Annotated in this window: 18 protein-coding genes; 10 read left to right on the top strand and 8 right to left on the bottom strand. The window is 52.2% G+C overall.

Annotation, left to right across the window (positions count from 1 at the left end):
- Window positions 1-192 precede the first annotated feature (192 nt).
- From lipP1 to caiT, 6 genes are all read right to left on the bottom strand, one after another.
- Window positions 193-1,155 carry a LipP1 family hormone-sensitive lipase gene (gene lipP1, locus SHEW_RS13820; protein WP_011866468.1) on the bottom strand — a complete coding sequence of 321 codons (963 nt, stop codon included), beginning with the start codon at window positions 1,153-1,155 and terminating at the stop codon, window positions 193-195.
- 165 nt (window positions 1,156-1,320) lie between these two features.
- Window positions 1,321-2,106 carry a crotonobetainyl-CoA hydratase gene (gene caiD / locus SHEW_RS13825; protein WP_011866469.1) on the bottom strand — a complete coding sequence of 262 codons (786 nt, stop codon included), beginning with the start codon at window positions 2,104-2,106 and terminating at the stop codon, window positions 1,321-1,323.
- Window positions 2,107-2,163: 57 nt separating this feature from the next.
- Complete coding sequence (caiC, locus tag SHEW_RS13830) at window positions 2,164-3,720, bottom strand: crotonobetaine/carnitine-CoA ligase (RefSeq protein WP_011866470.1); 1,557 nt, start codon at window positions 3,718-3,720, stop codon at window positions 2,164-2,166.
- Window positions 3,721-3,728: 8 nt separating this feature from the next.
- Window positions 3,729-4,955, bottom strand: a complete 1,227-nt coding sequence (gene caiB, locus SHEW_RS13835; protein WP_011866471.1) for an L-carnitine CoA-transferase — start codon at window positions 4,953-4,955, stop codon at window positions 3,729-3,731.
- 160 nt (window positions 4,956-5,115) lie between these two features.
- The gene (caiA, locus tag SHEW_RS13840; RefSeq protein WP_011866472.1) at window positions 5,116-6,252 is read right to left on the bottom strand and encodes a crotonobetainyl-CoA dehydrogenase; all 1,137 of its coding nucleotides are present in this window, start codon (window positions 6,250-6,252) and stop codon (window positions 5,116-5,118) included.
- Between the two features lie 51 nt (window positions 6,253-6,303).
- A complete protein-coding gene (caiT, locus tag SHEW_RS13845) occupies window positions 6,304-7,848 on the bottom strand; it encodes an L-carnitine/gamma-butyrobetaine antiporter (protein WP_011866473.1) in 1,545 nt (514 codons plus the stop codon).
- A 906-nt stretch (window positions 7,849-8,754) separates the two neighbouring features.
- Here caiT and SHEW_RS13850 point away from each other — a divergent pair.
- From SHEW_RS13850 to SHEW_RS21010, 9 genes are all read left to right on the top strand, one after another.
- Entirely contained in the window at window positions 8,755-9,528 is a 774-nt protein-coding gene (locus SHEW_RS13850; RefSeq protein WP_011866474.1) for an electron transfer flavoprotein FixA, read from the top strand.
- A gap of 14 nt (window positions 9,529-9,542) precedes the next feature.
- On the top strand, window positions 9,543-10,484 hold the full coding sequence (locus SHEW_RS13855) for an FAD-binding protein (RefSeq protein WP_011866475.1): 942 nt from the start codon (window positions 9,543-9,545) through the stop codon (window positions 10,482-10,484).
- Window positions 10,485-10,550: 66 nt separating this feature from the next.
- The gene (gene fixC, locus SHEW_RS13860; RefSeq protein WP_011866476.1) at window positions 10,551-11,843 is read left to right on the top strand and encodes an FAD-dependent oxidoreductase FixC; all 1,293 of its coding nucleotides are present in this window, start codon (window positions 10,551-10,553) and stop codon (window positions 11,841-11,843) included.
- Window positions 11,840-12,127, top strand: coding sequence for a ferredoxin family protein (locus SHEW_RS13865; protein WP_011866477.1), 288 nt, complete (start codon window positions 11,840-11,842; stop codon window positions 12,125-12,127). Before fixC ends, SHEW_RS13865 begins: the two co-directional genes overlap by 4 nt.
- Before the next feature lie 428 nt (window positions 12,128-12,555).
- On the top strand, window positions 12,556-13,815 hold the full coding sequence (locus SHEW_RS13870) for an MFS transporter (RefSeq protein WP_223294719.1): 1,260 nt from the start codon (window positions 12,556-12,558) through the stop codon (window positions 13,813-13,815).
- A gap of 261 nt (window positions 13,816-14,076) precedes the next feature.
- A complete protein-coding gene (locus SHEW_RS13875) occupies window positions 14,077-15,204 on the top strand; it encodes a hypothetical protein (RefSeq protein ID WP_011866479.1) in 1,128 nt (375 codons plus the stop codon).
- 190 nt (window positions 15,205-15,394) lie between these two features.
- Window positions 15,395-15,646: a hypothetical protein gene (locus tag SHEW_RS20435; RefSeq protein ID WP_011866480.1), complete on the top strand. Its 252-nt coding sequence runs from the start codon at window positions 15,395-15,397 to the stop codon at window positions 15,644-15,646.
- A gap of 110 nt (window positions 15,647-15,756) precedes the next feature.
- Window positions 15,757-16,755: a substrate-binding periplasmic protein gene (locus tag SHEW_RS13880; protein ID WP_150099968.1), complete on the top strand. Its 999-nt coding sequence runs from the start codon at window positions 15,757-15,759 to the stop codon at window positions 16,753-16,755.
- A 232-nt stretch (window positions 16,756-16,987) separates the two neighbouring features.
- Entirely contained in the window at window positions 16,988-17,119 is a 132-nt protein-coding gene (locus tag SHEW_RS21010; protein ID WP_263053315.1) for a hypothetical protein, read from the top strand.
- A 68-nt stretch (window positions 17,120-17,187) separates the two neighbouring features.
- On the opposite strand, the gene SHEW_RS13885 is transcribed toward SHEW_RS21010, so the two are convergent.
- Window positions 17,188-17,775 carry a lipid-binding SYLF domain-containing protein gene (locus SHEW_RS13885; protein ID WP_011866482.1) on the bottom strand — a complete coding sequence of 196 codons (588 nt, stop codon included), beginning with the start codon at window positions 17,773-17,775 and terminating at the stop codon, window positions 17,188-17,190.
- Between the two features lie 457 nt (window positions 17,776-18,232).
- Window positions 18,233-18,820 carry a lipid-binding SYLF domain-containing protein gene (locus SHEW_RS13890; RefSeq protein ID WP_011866483.1) on the bottom strand — a complete coding sequence of 196 codons (588 nt, stop codon included), beginning with the start codon at window positions 18,818-18,820 and terminating at the stop codon, window positions 18,233-18,235.
- Between the two features lie 462 nt (window positions 18,821-19,282).
- On the opposite strand from SHEW_RS13890, the gene SHEW_RS13895 reads away from it, so the two are divergent.
- Window positions 19,283-20,089, top strand: a complete 807-nt coding sequence (locus SHEW_RS13895) for a molybdate ABC transporter substrate-binding protein (protein ID WP_011866484.1) — start codon at window positions 19,283-19,285, stop codon at window positions 20,087-20,089.
- The last annotated feature ends 14 nt before the right edge of the window (window positions 20,090-20,103 follow it).

The following is a 20,103-nucleotide window of genomic DNA, read 5'->3' on the forward strand; positions in this document are numbered from 1 at the left end:
CGCGCACAATATCTAAGTTAACACCAGGTTAAATTACTGATTCATTGCAGTAATCAGACTAAGATCACTAAGTGACAAGCATGAGACAGTGATATCGACCACAGACGGCAACTTAAGTGGGGGGTGACAGCAGATCCTGCGGCCAACCCCACTCCTCACGATGCTCGCTGAGTTCCTTTAGCGATAGCCCGGCTATTCTCCTTGGAGCGCCAGCAGCGGCCTTACCGCCTCGCTCAGCTCGTCAAGAAAGGTCTGCGCCAGAGTAAAGCGTTGTAACATCTTGATAAAGCCGTGAATCGTGCCTTCATACATCTTGTAAGACACAGGCACCCCGGCCAGTTTTAGCTTCTGCGCATAGTTGAAGCCATCGTCACACAGGGGATCGTACTCGGCGGTATAGATGAGCGCCGGCGGCAGACAGCTATGGCTGGCGGCATCTAAGGGCGAGCAGTAGGGATTCTGCCCGTCGGCTGGGCTGCGAAGATAATGACCCCAATAATATTTCATACTCTCTCTTTGCAAAAGATAACCAGTGCCGTGAAGCTTTGCCGAGTCCGTGTCCCAGCCATAATGCACAGCTGGATACACCAGCACCTGACAAGCCAGCAGAGGCCCCATCTCATCTCGCAGGCGTAGGGTTACCGCGGCGGCCAGATTACCGCCGGCGCTGTCGCCCATGATACCGATACGCTTAGGGTCCAGCCCCAGCGCCTTAGCCTGTTCAAACACCCAGAGCGTCGCGTTGTAACAATCGTCCATGGGAATAGGGAACTTATGCTCAGGCGCCTTCTGGTAGTTCGCCGCGATCACCACGGCGCCGGTGCGATTGGCAAGGGCACGGCTAAAGTGATCATTGGTCTCTATGTTAGACACCACCCAGCCACTGCCGTGGATGAAGATTAGGGCTGGCGCGCCAGCCTCAGGCACCTCTATGCCCAGGGGGCGATAGATACGTACGGGCAGATCCGCCGTCGGACCGGGAATAAAACTGTGGATCACCTCACTGACGGCCTCAGGCGTCTTACCCGCATTGGCGATGGCGAGATCCGTCAGCTCCTGACGTCTGGCCTCGGCAGGCGTCATCGTCTCATAGGCAGGCGCCCCTGAATCTTCAACCTCTTGTAAAAATTGCGCTACCTCGGGATCGAGTGGCATGACTAACTCCTTATACTTAAAGCGCCTTAGATTGAGTCGCCCCCAAGCTGCGCTCGTTTCACCGTCGCCATTCACAAGGCTCGTCCGGTCTCATCTTGCTGATAAAGATACAGAAATGGAGGCGCCTATTAGGCGACCTCCATCCCAATTTGCGTCTATTGCGGCTTACTTGCCTTGCCACACAGGATCGCGTTTCTCGGCAAAGGCCGCCGGACCTTCCAGCGCATCTTCAGAGTGCAGCACGCTTGGATAGTGCTTCAGCTGTCCGCCACGGATATGGGCATAGCCTTGCTCGACAGACAGCTCGCCGGTCTCGCGATAGATCTCCTTGATGGCCGCCAGGGCAAGTGGTGCGCTCTGGCTGATCTCGTTTGCCAACTCACGAGCCGTCTCCATCAGTGCTTCTTGCTCAACCACACGGTTGACCACACCCCAGCGCAATGCCTCCTGGGCGTCCATGCTGCGGCCCGTCATCATCAACTCGTTAACGATAGGGGCTGGCAGCAACTTAGGCAGGCGCAGCATACCGCCGCTGTCTGGCACTATGCCTAACTTGGCCTCTGGCAGCGCGAAGCTAGCGTTGTCGGCGCACACAATCAGATCAGCCGCCAGAGCAAGCTCGAAACCGCCACCGAAGGCATAGCCATTGACCGCGGCGATCACCGGCTTGTCGAGATCGAACAGTTCGGTCAAACCGGCAAAGCCGCCCGGGCCGAAGTCTGCATCTGGTGCCTCTCCCTCTGCCGCCGCCTTGAGATCCCAACCCGCAGAGAAGAAACGCGCACCGGCACCGGTAATGATGGCGACCCTTAGCTCGGGATCGTCACGAAATGCCAAGAAGACTTCTCCCATCTCGTAACTGGTTTTTGCATCGATGGCATTGGCCTTAGGTCGGTCTAAAACGATCTCTAAGATGCTGCCATTACGGGTCACGTGTAATGATTCGCTCATGTTACTACTCCATTGAAGTTATCGCGTGATAACGGAAAATTTGTACGGCTCGGTGCCTCAACGGGTCTCGAGCAGTTTCTTATCGACTTTGCAGGTGCAGGTACGAGGAAAAGCCTCACGGATCTCCACGTAACTGGGCACCTTAAACTTGGCCATGTTGGCGCTACAAAACGCCAAGATCTCCTCGACGGTCAGTGACATGCCGGGGGCAAATATGACGAATGCCTTGACGGCCTGATCGCGAATGGGATCGGCCACACCTATGACGGCGGCATCCTGAATGGCGGGGTGTGACATCAGCACGTTCTCCACCTCGGTGCTGGAGATGTTCTCGCCCGAGCGCTTGATCATGTTGCTCTTGCGATCGACGAAGTAGAACAGTCCCCGCTCATCCACATAGGCCTTGTCCCCTGTGATGAGCCAGCCATCGCGGCGCAGCACCGCCTCGGTCGCCTGTGGATCCTGGTAATACTCTTTAAACAGGCTGCGGCCAGGCACGCCCTTGACCCAGAGATCGCCCACCACGTTGGGCGGCACTTCCCGACCGGTCTCATCGATCACCTTGGCTTCATATCCCAGCCCGGGGCGTCCTATTGACGGCCAATGACGAGGCTCGCCGGGCGTGTCGCCAATCAAGCCCACCAGGGTCTCTGTCATGCCGTAGGAGTTAAACAGGGTCACCTTGAAGCGCGTCTCGAAATCCAGCTTCTCCTGATCTGAGATATGCATGAAAAACAGCATATCCCGCAGACAGTGCTGGTCTTCCCCCTCGGCCACGGGTTGCAGCATCAGGGTGCGCAGGATCATCGGCATGCTATGGGTCAGCGTGGCTCGGTAGTCGCAAATCTGCTTCCAGAAACGGCGGGCGCTGTATTTCTCCAACATCACCAGGCAAGCACCGACGGTAAACACCGCCATGGCCGCATTGCACTGAAAATCGATGTGAAAATTGGGCATCATGGAGAGATACCTGTCCTTGGCCGTCAAGCGGGTCTGCCAGGCGGTATAGTGCCCGGCAAATTGCAGGTTGCAGTGGGTGAGCACCACTCCCTTGGGTAGAGAGGTCGTCCCCGAGGTGAAGAGGATCTCCGCGGGGTCTTCGCTTTCCAGCGGCACATGCAGGTCGAGAGTTGGCGCCTGCAGTGCTAACTGATCATCAAAATTCACCCGCCCCGCAAACTGCTCTCCCGCAGCGCGGGCGACAAAGACCTGCTCGAGCCTTTGACCCTTCGCCGCCAACGCCTCATAGATAGGCAGAAAGCTTGGCTCTGTCACCAGGGCGGTGACGTCACACTTGGTCAGTATGTAGCTGCACTCCCCCTGCACATATTGGGTGTTGATAGGCACGATCACCGCGCCTATCTTGGCCAGACCAAACCAGCAGAAGATAAACTCCGGGCTGTTATAAAGCTGCACCGCCACCTTGTCGCCCTTGGCTATTCCCTGTTTGAGGAAGAGGTTGGCCGCCCGGTTAATCTGGGCGTCAAGGGATTGATAGGTAAAGGTGCGGATATCGCCGCCAGCATCTTCATAGATCAATGCCGTGTTATCACTGTACTGCTGAGCACGCTCCTGCCACATGCACCTTAATGTTCTGCTGCCCACGATATCCATCACTTGCCTCACTTACCTTCAAACACCTTGGCAAGACCCTTGGCGCTCAGCGCCGCGATCTCTTCTGCCGAATAACCGATATCACTCAAAATCGCCTCGGTATCCATGCCATGCTTAGGCATGCCGCGCCAGATCTTGCCTGGGTTGTTCTTGAACTTAGGCATCACGTTAGGGCCCTTGTAGGCCTTGCCGTCGATGTTGGTCCACTCGGTGATAGACTCACGTGCCTGGTACTGAGGATTGCCTTCCAACTCGGGGATGGTCAGCACCTTGGCACAGGCGATCTTCAGCTCGGCAAAGCGTGCCAACACGGCTTCGATGGTCTTGCCGTTGAGGTAGTTGTCCAGGCTGGTCTCAACTTCGTCGCCAAATGGGCATTCCACTCTATGGATAAGCTGAGTGCCCTCTGGGATCTCGGGCGTTGCCCACAGGTGGCTAATGCCCATGTCCTTGAACATCTCTTCGATCTGCATGGCACCCACCAGCTCCATGACGATGTAACCATCGGCACACTTGTAGAGGCCGCAACCGGCATAGTAAGGATCTTTACCTTTGGTCATGCGTGGGCAGACTTCGCCGCCGTTGAAGTAGTCCATCATGAAGTACTGCCCCATGCGCAGCATCACCTCATACATGGCCACATCGATACTCTCGCCGACACCCGTCTCACGCACCTTATGCAGGGCCGCCAAGGCCGCCGTGGTGACCGTCATACCCGAGAAGTAATCGGCGGTATAAGGGAAGGCCGGCATAGGCTGGTCTTTGTCGCCGTTTTGGATCAGATAACCACTGAAGGCCTGGGCAATGGTGTTGTAGGCCGCAAGGTTGGTGTACTCCTCGGTGCCGTACTGGCCGAAGCCTGACAGGTGAGCGACCACCAGCTTAGGGTTGTGTTGCCATAACACCTCATCTGTGATGCCGCGACGGGCAAAGGCTGGGCCCTTACTGGCCTCGATGAAGATGTCTGTGGTCTCCATCAACTTAAGGAAGGCGTCACGGCCTTCATCCTTAAAGATATTGAGCGACAAGGCGTGTAGGTTACGACGTGACAGCTCTGGATAGTGAGGCTGCACGCGAATGGTATCTGTGTAGGCGACGTTTTCAATCCAGATCACCTCGGCGCCCCACTCGGCTAACATCTGCGCCGCGAATGGGCCGGCAATTTCAATCCCTGAGAACACCACGCGCAGGCCCGACAGGGGACCAAATTGCGGGGTAAATAACTTTTTCGACATATCTAGCATCCTTTTTCACACAAACCCGTCCCCGGCACTGATGCGCAGGCATCAATGCGGTAGCGAATTTTCAAGGTTAATGAGATTGTGAGGAGATGGCGGCCATCACACCGCCATCCTTGGCCAGCGACGCTGGGAGCCGCGTCGCTGCCCTCCCCGTTTAGCGATATTGCTTTAACACGGCACGGCCTAAGGTGAGGATCTGCATCTCATCCGAACCACCGGATACGCGGTCGACGCGGATGTCGCGCCACATACGACTGATGCGATGTTCACCGGCGATAGCATAGCCTCCCAGTACCTGCATGGCGGAGTCGATCACCTCGAAGCCGGCATTGGCACAGAAGTATTTACACATGGCCGAATCGCCAGAAGTCATGGTGCCTTGATCGCACTTCCAGGCCGTTTCATAGACCATGTTCTTCATGCTGTTGAGCTTGATCGCCATGTGGGCAAACTTGTCCTGGATCAGCTGGAAGCGACCGATAGTCTCACCAAACTGTACGCGCTGGTTGGCGTATTTGGCCGCATCTTCGAAGGCGCAGTAGGCGGCGCCATAGTTGGTCAGGGCCACCAGGAAACGCTCCGAGTCGAACTCTTCCTTCACACGTAGGAAGCCGTTGCCCTCGATACCGAACATGTCTGACTCTTCCAGCTCAACCTCGTCAAACTGCAGCTCACAGCAGCTGTCCATCTTAAGACCCAGCTTAGGCAGCTTGCTCAGCTTGATGCCCGGCTTGGTCATGTCGACAAACCACTCGGTGAAGATTGGCTTCTCGCTGTCTGCATCTTTGGCCATCACGACCACATAGGGGATACCTGCGGCGCTGGTGATGAAACACTTGCTACCCGTCAGGTAGACCTTGCCGTTGCGACGCTTGTAGGTGGTCAGCAGGCTGCCCACATCAGAACCCGCGCTTGGTTCGGTAATGGCCGAGTTCCACATCTGCTTACCCGTGCCACGCAGCGCCATGATCTTATCGATCTGATCTTGGTTACCGTGTCTCAGCACAGTGGCGATGCCAGGTAGTTGATACAGTACATAGGTTGGCGCGCCCAGGCGGCCCAGCTCCTCCCAGATCGCCGTCAGAGTCACCATGCCCTCTTCGAAGCCACCGTGCTCCTCTGGCAGCAGCAGGCTATCGATACCCATCTCGGCCAGCTCTTTGACAAACCTTTCAGGGTACTGGCTATTTTCGTCACACTCGGCAAAATAGCTTTCCCAGTTCTCCTTCGCCATGAGATCGCGAATACCAGAAACGAATAGCTCTTGCTCGTCGGTTAATTTAAAGTCCATCGTATATTCCTATCTTTACGGTTAACGACTGCTTAGGGGAGAAGCTCCAGCCTAAGAAGCCCAATTGTTTTTACGTGCATCTTTCAAGAAAGAGATGATCACCAGGATGTTGACGATCACCAGCGGCGCCCCGCCGGCAATGATGGCGGTTTGCAGGGGTTTCAACCCACCAAGTGACAGCAACACGATACCGATCACCCCCACCAACACAGACCAACCCACACGGATCCACACAGGTGGCTCGTTGTCGGCGTCGGCGCCCTTACAGGTCGACATAGCGAGTGTGTAAGAACAGGCGTTGATCAGAGTCACTGTGGCGAGGAAACAGAGGATGAAGAAGCCCCACATGGTGATAGTGCTCATCGGCAAGGCAGCCCAGGTCTCGATGATGGCGCGTGGCGCCCCATGATCTTGGATCAACTGGCCCATGTTGATGATGCTTTCGTGCATCAGGTTCACAGTGTTACTACCGAGGATGGTCCACAGGAACCAGGTAGAAGCGGTAAGACCCAATACCATGGTCAGACACAGCTCACGCACTGTGCGGCCACGAGAGATCTTAGCCAGGAAGATACACATCTGGATGCCATACACGACCCACCAGGCCCAGTAGAATACGGTCCAGTCTTGTGGCCAGCTGTCGGCGCTGATTGAGCTGGTGTAGAACAGCATGCGTGGCAGGTAAGCCAGCATCACACCGACGGACTCGGTGAAGTAGTTAACGGTAAAGCTGGTCGCACCGATCAGGAACACCCAGAACAGCATGATGATGCTCAGGTAGCTGCGCAGGTCACTGGCGATCTTGATGCCCTTAGTCAGGCCGAAGGCCACACACACGGCGTTGAAGATGATCCACACAGAGATCACGAAGGTATCCACTTCTATGGTGCGCTCAATGCCGAACAACCACTGAATACATTCGGTCACCAGCGGCGTCGCCAAACCAAGGCTAGTGCCCATGGCAAGGATTAGTGCTACCACATAGATGTTGTCGATGAATGTGCCGAGGATCCCCTTGTGATGCTTACCTAGCACGGGGGCCAGGGTACCGCTGGGGCGAACCACGTCCATCTTCTTCACAAACAGGAAGTAACCTAAGGCGACGGTAAAGAAGCCATATCCCATCCAAGGCAAGGGGCCCCAGTGGAAGAGACTATAGGCCACACCAAGCTCCTTGGCCTGTACCGACATCGACTGAATTTCGAATGGCGGGTAGGTCAGATAGTAGTATGCCTCTAACGAGCCCCAGTAGAGCACGGCGGCGGAGGTACAGGAGGCGAACATCAAGAAGATCCAGCTTCCTGTGCTGAACTCAGGTTTTTCCTGACCCAGACGGTTGTTGGCATAGGGTCCCCATACCAGCCAACCCCAACCTATGGCCAGGGCAATCATGTACCACTCAAATGCCCATCCCCAAGAGTGGGTCAGATAATGAAATACTTCCTTGATAACAACATTGGCCGCATCGAGATCTCTTACGGTCAAGTAAGAGAGCAATATCACGGCAATCAGAGAAGGGAAAAAGATTTTAGGTTCAATCGTCACCTTCTTCTTTTTCCCTTCTGCGAGATCAAATCCCATGGTTTTTTCGTTCATCTTAATAGATCTCCCTCTTTTTAGGAGGACAATAGGTAAAAGCCAATTTCATCCGTACATTTATGTTTTATCGACAAGCAGACCTCGACCAAACACTTCCACATACAATTGATAAGCAGTTTTTTATTTTGTTTCACCACACAACTTTAATTACATCGCAATTAACGAGTAATTAAATGGTTGGCAGGCATTTAAATAATACGTAGGTAACCTTATTGTTCAGTGATCGTTATCACGTATAAATAAAATCAATAAAAAGCCATAAATACAGACCATCCAAATGACATCTATAAGACATAATTAATCATCGACACAGTCACAAAAAACATGTGCTCACGATATCAAATTAGAAATAAAAAGTGATTTAAATCATAGTAAAACCAGCTAACGCCATACAGCCCAAGGTAAGCAAAACCATAAAATACAGTAGCTTACGATTTAGCGGCGATAATAAAACCTAGAATCAAGACGACTAACAATAAATACTAAATAGGTTATTAGAAAATCTAAAAATGACAGAATAAGTTTGGCTTAACTGGTCATAAGAAAAGCTAAATCATCTTATTAGCCATACTTATACCCTTTTAAACAAAACTAAACAAACCAAGGCTTATTAGCCCAACTAATATATCTTTTAGAAACTCTCCAAGGCCAAATTTAAATTCAAAGCATAAATGTGAAGCGTGTAACATCAGATTAAATATTTATGATCCTATAATTGCCCCACAGTCAATCAACAGAATGGCAAATACAAGTTATTTATCGTCTATCTGTAGCGACTACATGTTTAAATCTATTAATGATAATTCTAGATCGTCTGTCTCACTCAACGACAGCAGATCATCAGAATTAATATTTTATCGTTTTGATTAGGCCATAAATAAACACTGATAATTTGGAGATATAATGAAAATTATTACCTGCTATAAACTGGTCCCCGAAGAACAAGACATATCGGTAAATGGTGACGGTTCGCTAGATACCAACAAGGCCGCCCCTAAGATTAACCCTTTCGATCTCAACGCCGTCGAAGCCGGTGTACAGCTTAAAGCTATGGTTGAAGGCAGTCAGCTCACCGCCCTAAGTGTTGGCGGCAAAGCACTGGATAATCCTAAGGCACGCAAAGATATCCTCTCCCGTGGTCCTGACGATCTGACGCTAGTGATCGATGAGCAATTTGGGGCACTACTGCCCCATCAAACCGCACGTGTTCTTGCTAGCGCAGCACGCCAGTGCGAGTTTGACCTGATCCTGTGTGGCGATGGCTCGGGCGATCTATTCGCCCAACAAGTGGGCATGCAATTGGGTGAACTGCTTAACGTCAGTTGCATCAATGCCGTCAGCAAGATTGTGTCGGCCACGGACAGCACTCTAACGGTAGAAAGAGCCCTGGACGATGAAGTTGAAGTGCTGGAGATCGACCTACCTGCGGTGATCTCAGTTTCTGCCGACATCAATGAACCTCAGATCCCATCGATGAAGACGATTCTGGCGGCGGCGAAGAAGCCCGTTACCACACTCGACACCCAAGCGTTGGCGCTGGAAGCGCTACCTAAACTGGTCGACGCCATCAGTGTTGTCGCACCTAAACAGGCCGAGCGCGCACAGATCATCGTCGAAGGTGACGATGAGGCGCAAATCGCGGCCTTTGCCGACCATCTACGTAAAGCAATGAACTAATCGAGGGGAATACGATGAGCAAACTATCAAATGTATGGGTATTTAGTGATATTGCCACACGTCTACCCGAGACCATCGCCGGTGGTCGCGCCTTAGGTGAAAAAGTCTCTGCCTTTATCATCGGCAGCGAAGCCGATATCGCCACGGCCTACTCCTACGGCGCCACGCATGTCTATTACCTTGGCAACAAGGCCGATGCTCAGATGGTGGAAGACTATGCAGCTACCATGAGCCAAGCGATCAATGACGGCGACAAGCCAACCCTCGTTTTGCTTCCGGCCACCAAGCGCTGCAAGGCACTGGCAGCAAAACTCAGTGTCCAGCTTGAGGCTGGCCTAATCAACGATGCCACCGAGGTAAGCCTGGATGAAGGCGTCACCGCCAAACATATGGTCTATGGCGGCCTGGCCATAGGTACTGAGAGAATCACCTCCCCCGTGGCCCTGGTCACCCTGGCCAGCGGTGCCTTTGAGCCACAAGCGGCCGATACCTCACTAACGGGTGAAGGGGTCTCCTTAGCTTTCGTTGCGCCTAAACAGGCCATTCGCTGCATCGAGCGCCGCGTCAAGCAAGGCAACAGCGTCGATCTGGGTAAGGCCAAGCGGGTTATCGCCGTCGGTAGCGGCATCGGCAACCTGGACAACCTGGCTCTAGCAGGCGAACTCGCTACAGCCATCCAAGCTGAACTCGGCTGCTCACGCCCTATCGCCGAGACCGAGAAGTGGATGGAGCGCGAACGCTACGTGGGCGTGTCGGGTGTCATGCTTAAACCCGACATCTACCTTGCCCTGGGTATCTCAGGGCAGATCCAGCACATGGTGGGCGCCTTAGGTTCTCAAACCATACTCGCGGTCAACAAAGATAAGAACGCGCCGATCTTCCAATACGTGGATTACGGTCTGGTAGGTGACATCAACAAGGTACTACCAGCCCTTATTCAGGCCATGAAAGGCTAGGCAGATCAAGGCGGAGAGCCGGGCCTAGGGCTCGGCCTCCCTCCCCCAACACAAGAGTGACTAGATATGTCAGAAGAAGCATTTGACGCGATCATCGTTGGCGCCGGGCTCGCAGGCTGCGTCGCCGCCTATGTCTTGGCCAAAGAGGGCGCCGATGTATTGGTGATCGAGCGCGGTAACTACGCCGGCAGCAAAAACATGACCGGCGGCCGCCTCTACGCCCATAGTCTGGAAAGGATCATCCCAGGCTTTGCCAAGGAGGCTCCCATAGAACGCAAGGTCACTAAGGAGAAGGTCACCTTCTTGACGGATGATACCGGCGTCACCCTGGATTACCACAACGGCCGCGATCAGAGCCCGCTGCAGGAGTCTTACACCCTGCTTAGGGGCGAGTTTGACCAGTGGCTCATGGGCAAGGCCGAAGAGGTGGGCGCTCAGTTCATCACAGGGATCCGAGTGGACGAGATCCTCACCCAGGATGGCAAGGTTATCGGTGTTAAGGCCGACGGCGATGAGCTTACCGCCAAGGCGGTGATCTTGGCCGAAGGGGTCAACCCCATTTTGGGCGAACAGCTAGGCATGGTGAAGCCTAAGGTAAGCGCCGATGCTATGGCGGTCGGTGCCAAGGAGCTAATCGAGCTCCCCGAGTCGGTGATCAAAGACAGATTTAACCTCAAGGATGACGAAGGCGCCGCCTGGCTATTTGCCGGCTCCCCCTCCAATGGCCTGATGGGTGGCGGCTTTATCTATACCAACCGCAATAGCATCTCCCTAGGCATAGTGTGTGGCCTGCATGGCATAGGTGAGTCGGATAAGAGCGTGCCACAGATGCTGGAAGACTTTAAGAATCACTCGCTCATCAAGCCTCTCATCGAAGGTGGCAAGCTACTGGAATATTCAGGCCATGTAGTGCCCGAGGCGGGTCTCAACATGGTGCCTAAGCTGGTTGACCATGGCGTGCTGATCACCGGCGATGCTGCGGGATTCTGCCTAAACGTCGGTTACACGGTTCGCGGCATGGATCTCGCCATCGCCTCTGGAGAGGCTGCGGCCAAGGCAGTACTCGCGGCGCGCGCCCAGCAAGACTTCTCAGCCCAGGGGCTGAGCAGCTACCAGAGCCTGCTGGAAGAGAGCTTCCTGATGAAGGACATGAAGCTGTACAAGCAGCTCCCCGCCTTCATGGAGACGCCGCGCATCTTCAATCAGTATCCAAAGATGGTGGCCGACATCATGCACGAGATGTTCATCATAGACGGAACCCCTGCGCAGCCACTACGCAAGACGTTGCTGAAACACTGCAAAGAGGTGGGTTTCATGAACCTAATCAAAGATGGTTATAAAGGAGTCACATCAATATGACCGAAGCAGTCAATGTCGACGTGAAATTGGGTGTCAATAAGTTCTATGTCGATGAGGGACACCCACACATCATTCTAAAAGACAACCCGGACATTAAGGAGTATCGCAAGCTGGTAAACGCCTGCCCTGCGGGCCTCTATAAGCTGGAGCAGGACGGCAGCATACGTTTCGACTCCGCCGGTTGCCTGGAATGCGGCACCTGTAAGTTTCTCTGTGGCGAGACCATTCTAGAGAAATGGGAATACCCAAGGGGCACCTTCGGTATCGAATACCGCTACGGATAACCCGTTTGGGATATAAATAAGTCTTTAATCGTTATTATCGCGCCAATAATATGGCAAATAGATATCGGCCATTCAAATAAATTAATACTTGAAACGATATTAATCATAAAAGTTTTATTGCGCGCGATAAAAAATAACCAAAGCCCTACACCGATCACGAAGTTATAAATTAACAATTAACAGACTTTAAAACAGAACAAAAAACTTGGTTACATCACCGTTTACAAAATGTAAACCAGATAAAATAACAGCGCGGGTCGATGATTATAAAAAGATCAAATGTACAAATTTAAACCTGTGTACATTTTAACGCCCGGCACAACCTGACAAGTTGTGATTTAAATTAACAAGTTAAGTCGGTGGTTAGAAGCATGAAATCAAAGAAGAGTTTCGATGATTTGGAGTTTACTCCGCTTCATAAAAAAATAATGTTATGGGGAAGTGGGGGTCCTTTCCTCGATGGTTATGTGTTAGTGATCATAGGGTTAGCCCTACAACAACTCACACCTGCCCTAGAGCTAGATGCCCAATGGATAGGACTAGTCGGAGCCGCAACTCTGGTCGGCCTGTTTATCGGTACGGCGCTATTTGGTTATGTCGCCGATCTTTTTGGGCGCAAACTGATGTTCATGATAGATATCATTGCCATCGCCGTCCTCTCCTTCGCCACCATGTTCATCTCCTCCCCCATAGAACTGGTGATATTGCGTTTCTTGATTGGCATAGTCATAGGCGCCGACTACCCTATCGCCACCTCTATGGTCGCCGAATTTTCCCCAACGAAACAACGCGCCTTTACCATGGGCTTCATCGCAGCCATGTGGTACGTGGGCGCGACCGCCGCCAATATGGTGGGCTATCTGCTATACGATGTCACCGATGGATGGCGCTGGATGTTTGGCAGCGCTATCATCCCCTGCCTGGTTATCTTGCTCGGACGCTTCCATCTGCCGGAATCTCCCAGGTGGCTGCTGAAGAAAGGCCGTATCGAAGAGTGCAAACAGGTGATGCACCAATTTTTCGGCAAAGATATCAGCCTGAATTTTGAGACTGCAGAGCAGACTAAATACAGCAAGTTATTCGAGGCCGTTTATTTAAAACGTATCCTGTTTGTCGGCATTATCTGGACCTGCCAGGTGATCCCTATGTTCGCCATATATACCTTTGGCCCGGAGATCATCGAACTCTTGGGCTTCACCGACGGTAAAGATGCCGCCCTGGGTAATATTGTCATCAGCATCTTCTTCATGGCGGGCTGTATTCCGGCCATGTACTGGCTTAACTCCATAGGTCGTCGCCCCCTGCTCATCGGCAGCTTCGCCATCATGACAGCCGCCCTGGCGGTGCTGGGAATAGTGGATACCCCGAGTATCTGTCTGATTGTTGCCGCATTTGCCATCTACGCCTTCTTCTCCGGAGGCCCGGGGATCTTGCAATGGCTATATCCTAACGAACTGTTTCCGACAGAGATACGCGCCTCGGCGGTTGGTGCCGTGATGTCTTTCAGCCGTATAGGCACTATCGTCTCCACCTATGGCTTACCACTGTTTATGGCGACCTATGGCATCTCGGCTACCCTGCTAGTTGGCGCGGCGATCTCCCTGCTTGGGCTACTGGTTTCCATCTTTATGGCGCCGGAAACCAAGGGGCTGACACTGGAGACCACCAGCTCGGTGGACTTTGAGTAGCACCATCCTAACTGGATGAATGACGAGTATTATCGGCATGAAGAATAGGACAATACAGACAGCTTAATAAATAACGCTTTCGATAGTTAATTAATGACAAATAAAACATTCAATAAATTATTACCACTCTTGCAGAGTTCAGGTAAGGAGGTTTTGCACACCTTGGAAAACACAAGATATATAAAGCGCTACATCAATAAAGATCAAAAAGTAATAAACAAATATAAAGCAACACAGTTTAAAATTTAAATTGGATATACGATGATGAATAAAACAACATTTTGCCTTTCTATTTTAGCCAGCGCCATGGCGCTCAGTAGTTTCAATACCTTAGCCGCAGAAGAAGATGGTATTAATATTCACGGCGCCGTGCGTATTAATTATGCTTATAAAGACTATAGCGAGAGTTCTAAAGACAAAGGCGGTGACTTTACCTTCGATATGGCCTCGCTAAGATTTGATGGCAAACTGGGTAATTGGGGATTGAAATCTGACTATCGTTTCACCTCTGGCACCAACTACATCAAGTATGGTTACGCCTTCTATGATCTCAATCCAGAGTGGCAACTACAGATGGGTATCAACCAGGTACCTTTCGGCAACCGCGATTATATTTCAAATAGCTATTGGTTCGGCCTGCCCTACTACCTGGGCTTCGAAGACGATTATGACATTGGTGTGAAGGCGACCTTCGAACGCAACGGCTGGCATACCGACATGGCCTTTTACAAAGGCGCCGAGTATGGCCCAACTGAAAACAAACGCTATGCCGCCGATCTCTACACAGGCACCATCAATGGCACCGAATACAACAACGAAGAAACCAATCAGATCAACCTGCGCCAGACGTACACTGTCGAACATCAGGGCGGCACCACCACTATAGGTGCATCATTAGAAGCGGGTCAGATCTACAACGCCAAGACAGGCAATAACGGTGATCGCTACGCCGTTGCGGCTCACCTCAACACAGTATTCGACGGCTGGAACATTCAGCTACAGGCAATGCAATATGAGTTCAATGCCGCCGATGCGGTCGATGACAACAAGATCGCCGTCTCCGTGGTGAGTTGGCAGTACGAAGTAGCATCGAAAGGCCAGATCTACAACCTGAACATCGCCAAGACAATTGCCACTGATTGGGGCAGTATCAAGTTCTACAACGATTTCGGCCTGATGACGCCGGACGTTGAAGATGAGACCTACGACAACAGTATGCAGAACGTATTAGGCGCCGCGCTATCGGCAGGCCCAACTTACACCCATATCGACTTCATCATGGGTAAAAACATGACCTTCTCCACCGCTAACAACGACCATGTCGGCCTGCCCGAAGTCGGCAACGATTGGGACAAGCGCATCAATATCAGCATGGCCTACTATTTCTAACCGCCAGTGTGGTCTATCGACTATCGGACGCCACCCTCATTCGATAGTCGATGACCACCTTTAGGGTCGGCTCCGAGTTCGTTTAACGCTGTACGAATAGCTTTTGGCCCAGCCTTCGCCCCGTCGAAGGCTTTTTTTCTCAGCCGATCTAGGGCATTCTCTCCCCCAACGTCCACTACCCTATTCGGCCATGGCCCGCCCCAACAAGAAAGCGCCCAGTCGCACCGTCGAAATTTTCTGTGCCCAGTGTAAGACCCGGCTGTTTAAGTACCGTAAGGGGGGTAAAGGTGCACTGGTCAAATGCTTCAAGGAGCGCATCGTAGAAGATGATACGCACACGCCCTGCCATTGCCCAAACTGCGAGCAGTGTTTTGCCCGCGATACCTTGATTAGAGGCGTACCCGCTTTTAAGATAATTGGTGGCAAGGCAACAATGAAATAGCTAACCAATTGCAAGATAAGCTAAATTTATTATTCAGCCTAAGCCACTCTCGGCGCGACTAGGCACAACTTGACGCAAATCGATAAAAGTTGGCAGTAAAAAGGGATTCAATGCATAAAAGGGATGACGAGTCCATGGGATTAACCAAGCGAGCAGCAAAGTTGCTACAGGCAAGTCCTGGGCAGACTGCTGGCCTGAAGAGTCAAATAGGTCGACTCGCACGCATCACTCTTGGGCCCTCCTTGTCACTAGCCCATACACTCGCGCTTACACTCACGCTTACATTTGCCCTAACACTCAGCGCTAACGCCGCCTCCTGCGAACTCACCATGGGCTATCGCACCAGCGAGCGCCTGCCTTACATACATGCCGAGCCGAATAACCAAGGGCTCTATCTCGCCCTGTACCAGAAGGCGGCAGAGCGGATCGGTTGTACCCTCAAGGTGCTCAGGGCTCCCAAGAAGCGGATACTCAGAGAAATGCGTCTGGGCAAGGTGGACTTTTATCCGGGCTTTGGTTTTACACAAAAGCGTAATCAGTACAGCTACTTCATTGCCAATGGCCTCTATGAGCGTTACACAGGGATCAGCCACAAAGACCTAGCACAAATCAGCTCCCTTAACGAGTTGGTCGGCACCCCCTATGTGCTACTCATCTCACCCGGGGGCTATGATCTCGATGGTATTCCTAAGGGCATAATCACCCGTCGTCCGCCGGAGATGGATGCCGCCCAGGCCTTTGAGCTACTGATTGCCCGCAAGGGCGACTTCTTCAGCTATGATGAGACCACCTTAAGGTTTGAACTGGCCCACCATCCCCATCCCGAGCTCAAGCTTCACCCAGAATGTTGCGAGCCAATGCGCGACATGTACCTGGGATTTTCACGGGCGAGTCGCTATTTTAAGGCCTCACCCAATCCTGATTACGATCCCAGCCAAGCCGAATCCATCGCCAACAGAAGACTGTTGTTGATGCCCGGCAGTAAGGCTCACGCCCTGGCCGACGAACTGGAGAGAATGCGTGCCAGCGGTGAGACAGAAAGGATAAGAGAGAGCTTTTTCGCGCCAAGCCAAGCCACTGACATGACTTCTGCCTCACACAGTCAATGACTTGAATGGCTTGAGTGACTGGATAATGGCTTGAACAACGGCTTGAGCAATAGCTTAGGCAGTGCCTGCGACTTTATTGTGTCACAATCTGCGTTTATGCTATGACTGGCTATAAGCTAAGACCAAATCCAAGCTTGGCCTGTTGCATCGATAGCTAACTAGACTAAACTGCGTCGGTGAAGGCTAATGGATGGGCAAAACGGAATGTGTAAATTGGCATGAGGAAACAAGGATGAACTCACTACTCAAGGCATGGGATGCCACCCCCGAATTACTAAAACCACTTATAGCTCTGGCGTTGTTGGGACTCTTGTGTCTCACCGCATTTTTCTTCGGCCAGTTGATCGGCCTGATGCTCTACTAAGCGCTAACGAATCCTCAGGCTAACATCAATCGCCAGACGCGCTGGCGATTGTCTCGGCAAGGCAGAGATCACTGCCGGTTTTGCATGAAATCTTCGCTGAAGTCGGTCGGCCAGTACTTATAGCCTTGTACGGTCGCCTGCGCCGCCGCCCCCATCAAGTTAACCTGATAGGTTTTTACGCCGTCGAGATCCACCGACTGATTGGCCGATACCTGATCGCCACTCTCCTCATATTTGGCACTGGCCTCCGCCTGAGCCTGGCCCTCATAGCCTGAGTCCTTAAATCTTTTCAGCGCATCAGGCTTCATGAAGGCCTGCACGAAGGCCACCTGTTTCCAGCCGATCCCGGCACCAACGCCGCCTGTCGCAAAACGATAGTAGCTGTTCTTTCCGCCTTCGCTCAGAACACAGATGCCGCCCCCCGTAGATAGCGCAAACAGATAACTGTTGCTGCCGGTACAGACTACGTGAGCAACCGAGTTCGCCACCGCGCGCTTAGCCCCCGGATGCTTTGCGTAGATACTTGTCAACGCCTCCTGGGTCTCCTGACGAGCATTGGCCTTCTTCGCCTCGGGCGTATTGCCTGTAGCGCAGCCAGCAACAAGTGTTACCCCGATAAAAGCCAAAAGTGTTTTTCTTGTCGAAATTGTAAACATACCAACTCTCTATTAACGCCTGCGCGAAATACGCAAAATAAATTTAAACAATTGAATTTTAATAAAATATTTTATTGCCACGTAATATATCCAGGCATTAAAACAATGCAAAACAGATGGTCAATTGTGAGAGCTCAGCAGCAAATCTACCCGATGAAATAATAGATAAGCCTAAAGTGTATGAGTGATGCAGATAGTTAGAAGGATGGTACATCCAAGGTAATTAGCCAGAGTCGATACAAGCTAATGGATGAGCTAAACGAAATGAACTAATCGGGATGAGCTAAATGGGTGAATCAAACGAAACGAGTAGTCAGTTAAATAGCTGTCGCTAGGCCAACACTAGAGCTAACGCTAACGCTAGCGCTAAAGCTAAAACTGAATACTAAGAGTGAAAGTTAATCAGACTCGCCTGCAATCGCCAGTCAGACTGGCGATTGCCTTGGCCAGATAGCCGCTACTTATCTTTCTCGATGAAATCATCGGTAAAGTCTGTCGGCCAGTATTTATAGCCTTGCACCGTCGCCTGCGCCGCCGCCCCCATCAAGTTGATCTGATAGGTTTTCACCCCATCGAGATCCGCAGATTGATTGGCCGACATCTGATCGCCACTCTCCTCATACTTGGCGCTCGCTTCCGCCTGGGCCTGACCCTCATAACCAGAGTCCTTGAATCGCTGCAGCGCGTCTGGCTTCATGAAGGCTTGCACGAAAGCCACCTGTTTCCAGCCAATCCCGGCGCCGACGCCGCCCGTCGCGAAGCGATAGTAGCTGTTCTTGCCGCCTTCACTGAGCACGCAGATGCCGCCACCCGTCGATAGCGCAAACAGATAACTGTTGCTGCCGGTACAGACCACGTGAGCAATCGAACTCGCCACGGCCGATTTAGCAGCAGGATGCTCGGCGTAGATACTCGCAAGGGCCTCCTGGGTCTCCTTACGGGCATTTTCCTTCTTCGCCTCGGGCGTATTGCCTGTGGCACAACCGGCAATGAGTGTTACCAAGATAGCCGCCATAAATGGCGTTTTCATCGACAATGTAAACATCCTTATCCCCTCATTCATTTCAGCATTAATATTTGAAATAACACTAATTTATAGAAGTGAAAATCCAATAAATCAAATTGGTGCCGAACAAAATTCATCCAGGAATGAAAGCCCTACAGAGACCCAGCCGATGCGAACGCCACCGCCATTTTGCTCACTTAGACAATGCAAAGCTCATGAGATGTTAAGGCTAGGGATATTAAGGCTAAGGGATGTTAAGGCTAAGGGATGTCGAAACTAAAAAATGTTGAGAAAAAGGGAAAGCTAAGCAGTGGTTAATAAAGGCTGTTCATAAGTGCACCATCCATAACTTGGTAAATCCAAGGCGCGACATTTTGTCTCGCCCACCACTTAATTCAGCGATCCCTGTAGCAAGTTAACTTGCCGCCTAAAGCCGTCTATTGCCCAGGGGCTAAATCTCGGGTTTGATAGGCCAATCTATGACAAACAGGGATTTTAATCATGAAATATCAGTGGTTTCTAGGCACGCTTTTCATCGCAGGCATGAGCACTCAAGTGATCGCTCATGAGGCGCCCATCGAATTTCGCGCCGCCGGCAGCCTCAAGGCCGCCATGACAGAGGTGATTGGCGCCTATCAGGCCAAGGGCCATAGCGAGGTTGCCCCTCAGTTTGCTCCATCTGGACTGCTTAGAGCGCGTATCGAATCCGGTGAGAAGGTGGATCTCTTTGCCTCGGCCAACATGAAGCATCCTACTACTTTGAGCCAAGCTTCCCGCAGCGGCGATGTGGTGATGTTTGCCCGCAACAAGCTCTGCGCCCTTGCGCAGCCTGAGGTTGAACTCTCAAGCGATACTCTGCTGACCCAGATGCTCAATAGCAAGATACGTCTTGGCACCTCTACCCCTAAGGCAGACCCCGCCGGTGACTACGCCTTTAAGGTGTTCGAGCGCGCCGAGGCCATCTCATCCGGCGCCCAGCAGCAGCTGGAAACTAAGGCACTTAAGCTAACCGGCGGCCCGGACAGTGCTAAGCCACCTAAAGGCCGTAATCCCTACGGCTGGGTGATGGAGAACAAGCAGGCGGATATCTTCCTCACCTACTGCACCAACGCCGTGCTGGCGCAGAAAGAGGTCAAGCCCCTCAAGATAGTGCAGCTGCCTGAAAACCTCAGTGTCGGCGCCAACTACGGCCTGACCGTCATTCAGGATGCGCAGCCCCATGCCGCAGATCTGGCGCTCTTTATCCTGTCACCACAGGGGCAGAAAATTCTGGCCAGCTACGGCTTCGATACTCCAACTCTGCCCTAGCAACTACTCAGTCC

Source organism: Shewanella loihica PV-4, from assembly GCF_000016065.1.
GTDB classification, from domain to species: Bacteria; Pseudomonadota; Gammaproteobacteria; order Enterobacterales; family Shewanellaceae; genus Shewanella; species Shewanella loihica.

Coding starts and splice junctions, on each gene's coding strand:
- lipP1 (WP_011866468.1), bottom strand. CDS start 1,155: ATGCCACTCGATCCCGAGGTAGCGCAATTTTTACAAGAGGTTGAAGAT.
- caiD (WP_011866469.1), bottom strand. CDS start 2,106: ATGAGCGAATCATTACACGTGACCCGTAATGGCAGCATCTTAGAGATC.
- caiC (WP_011866470.1), bottom strand. CDS start 3,720: ATGGATATCGTGGGCAGCAGAACATTAAGGTGCATGTGGCAGGAGCGT.
- caiB (WP_011866471.1), bottom strand. CDS start 4,955: ATGTCGAAAAAGTTATTTACCCCGCAATTTGGTCCCCTGTCGGGCCTG.
- caiA (WP_011866472.1), bottom strand. CDS start 6,252: ATGGACTTTAAATTAACCGACGAGCAAGAGCTATTCGTTTCTGGTATT.
- caiT (WP_011866473.1), bottom strand. CDS start 7,848: ATGAACGAAAAAACCATGGGATTTGATCTCGCAGAAGGGAAAAAGAAG.
- SHEW_RS13850 (WP_011866474.1), top strand. CDS start 8,755: ATGAAAATTATTACCTGCTATAAACTGGTCCCCGAAGAACAAGACATA.
- SHEW_RS13855 (WP_011866475.1), top strand. CDS start 9,543: ATGAGCAAACTATCAAATGTATGGGTATTTAGTGATATTGCCACACGT.
- fixC (WP_011866476.1), top strand. CDS start 10,551: ATGTCAGAAGAAGCATTTGACGCGATCATCGTTGGCGCCGGGCTCGCA.
- SHEW_RS13865 (WP_011866477.1), top strand. CDS start 11,840: ATGACCGAAGCAGTCAATGTCGACGTGAAATTGGGTGTCAATAAGTTC.
- SHEW_RS13870 (WP_223294719.1), top strand. CDS start 12,556: ATGTTATGGGGAAGTGGGGGTCCTTTCCTCGATGGTTATGTGTTAGTG.
- SHEW_RS13875 (WP_011866479.1), top strand. CDS start 14,077: ATGATGAATAAAACAACATTTTGCCTTTCTATTTTAGCCAGCGCCATG.
- SHEW_RS20435 (WP_011866480.1), top strand. CDS start 15,395: ATGGCCCGCCCCAACAAGAAAGCGCCCAGTCGCACCGTCGAAATTTTC.
- SHEW_RS13880 (WP_150099968.1), top strand. CDS start 15,757: ATGCATAAAAGGGATGACGAGTCCATGGGATTAACCAAGCGAGCAGCA.
- SHEW_RS21010 (WP_263053315.1), top strand. CDS start 16,988: ATGAACTCACTACTCAAGGCATGGGATGCCACCCCCGAATTACTAAAA.
- SHEW_RS13885 (WP_011866482.1), bottom strand. CDS start 17,775: ATGTTTACAATTTCGACAAGAAAAACACTTTTGGCTTTTATCGGGGTA.
- SHEW_RS13890 (WP_011866483.1), bottom strand. CDS start 18,820: ATGTTTACATTGTCGATGAAAACGCCATTTATGGCGGCTATCTTGGTA.
- SHEW_RS13895 (WP_011866484.1), top strand. CDS start 19,283: ATGAAATATCAGTGGTTTCTAGGCACGCTTTTCATCGCAGGCATGAGC.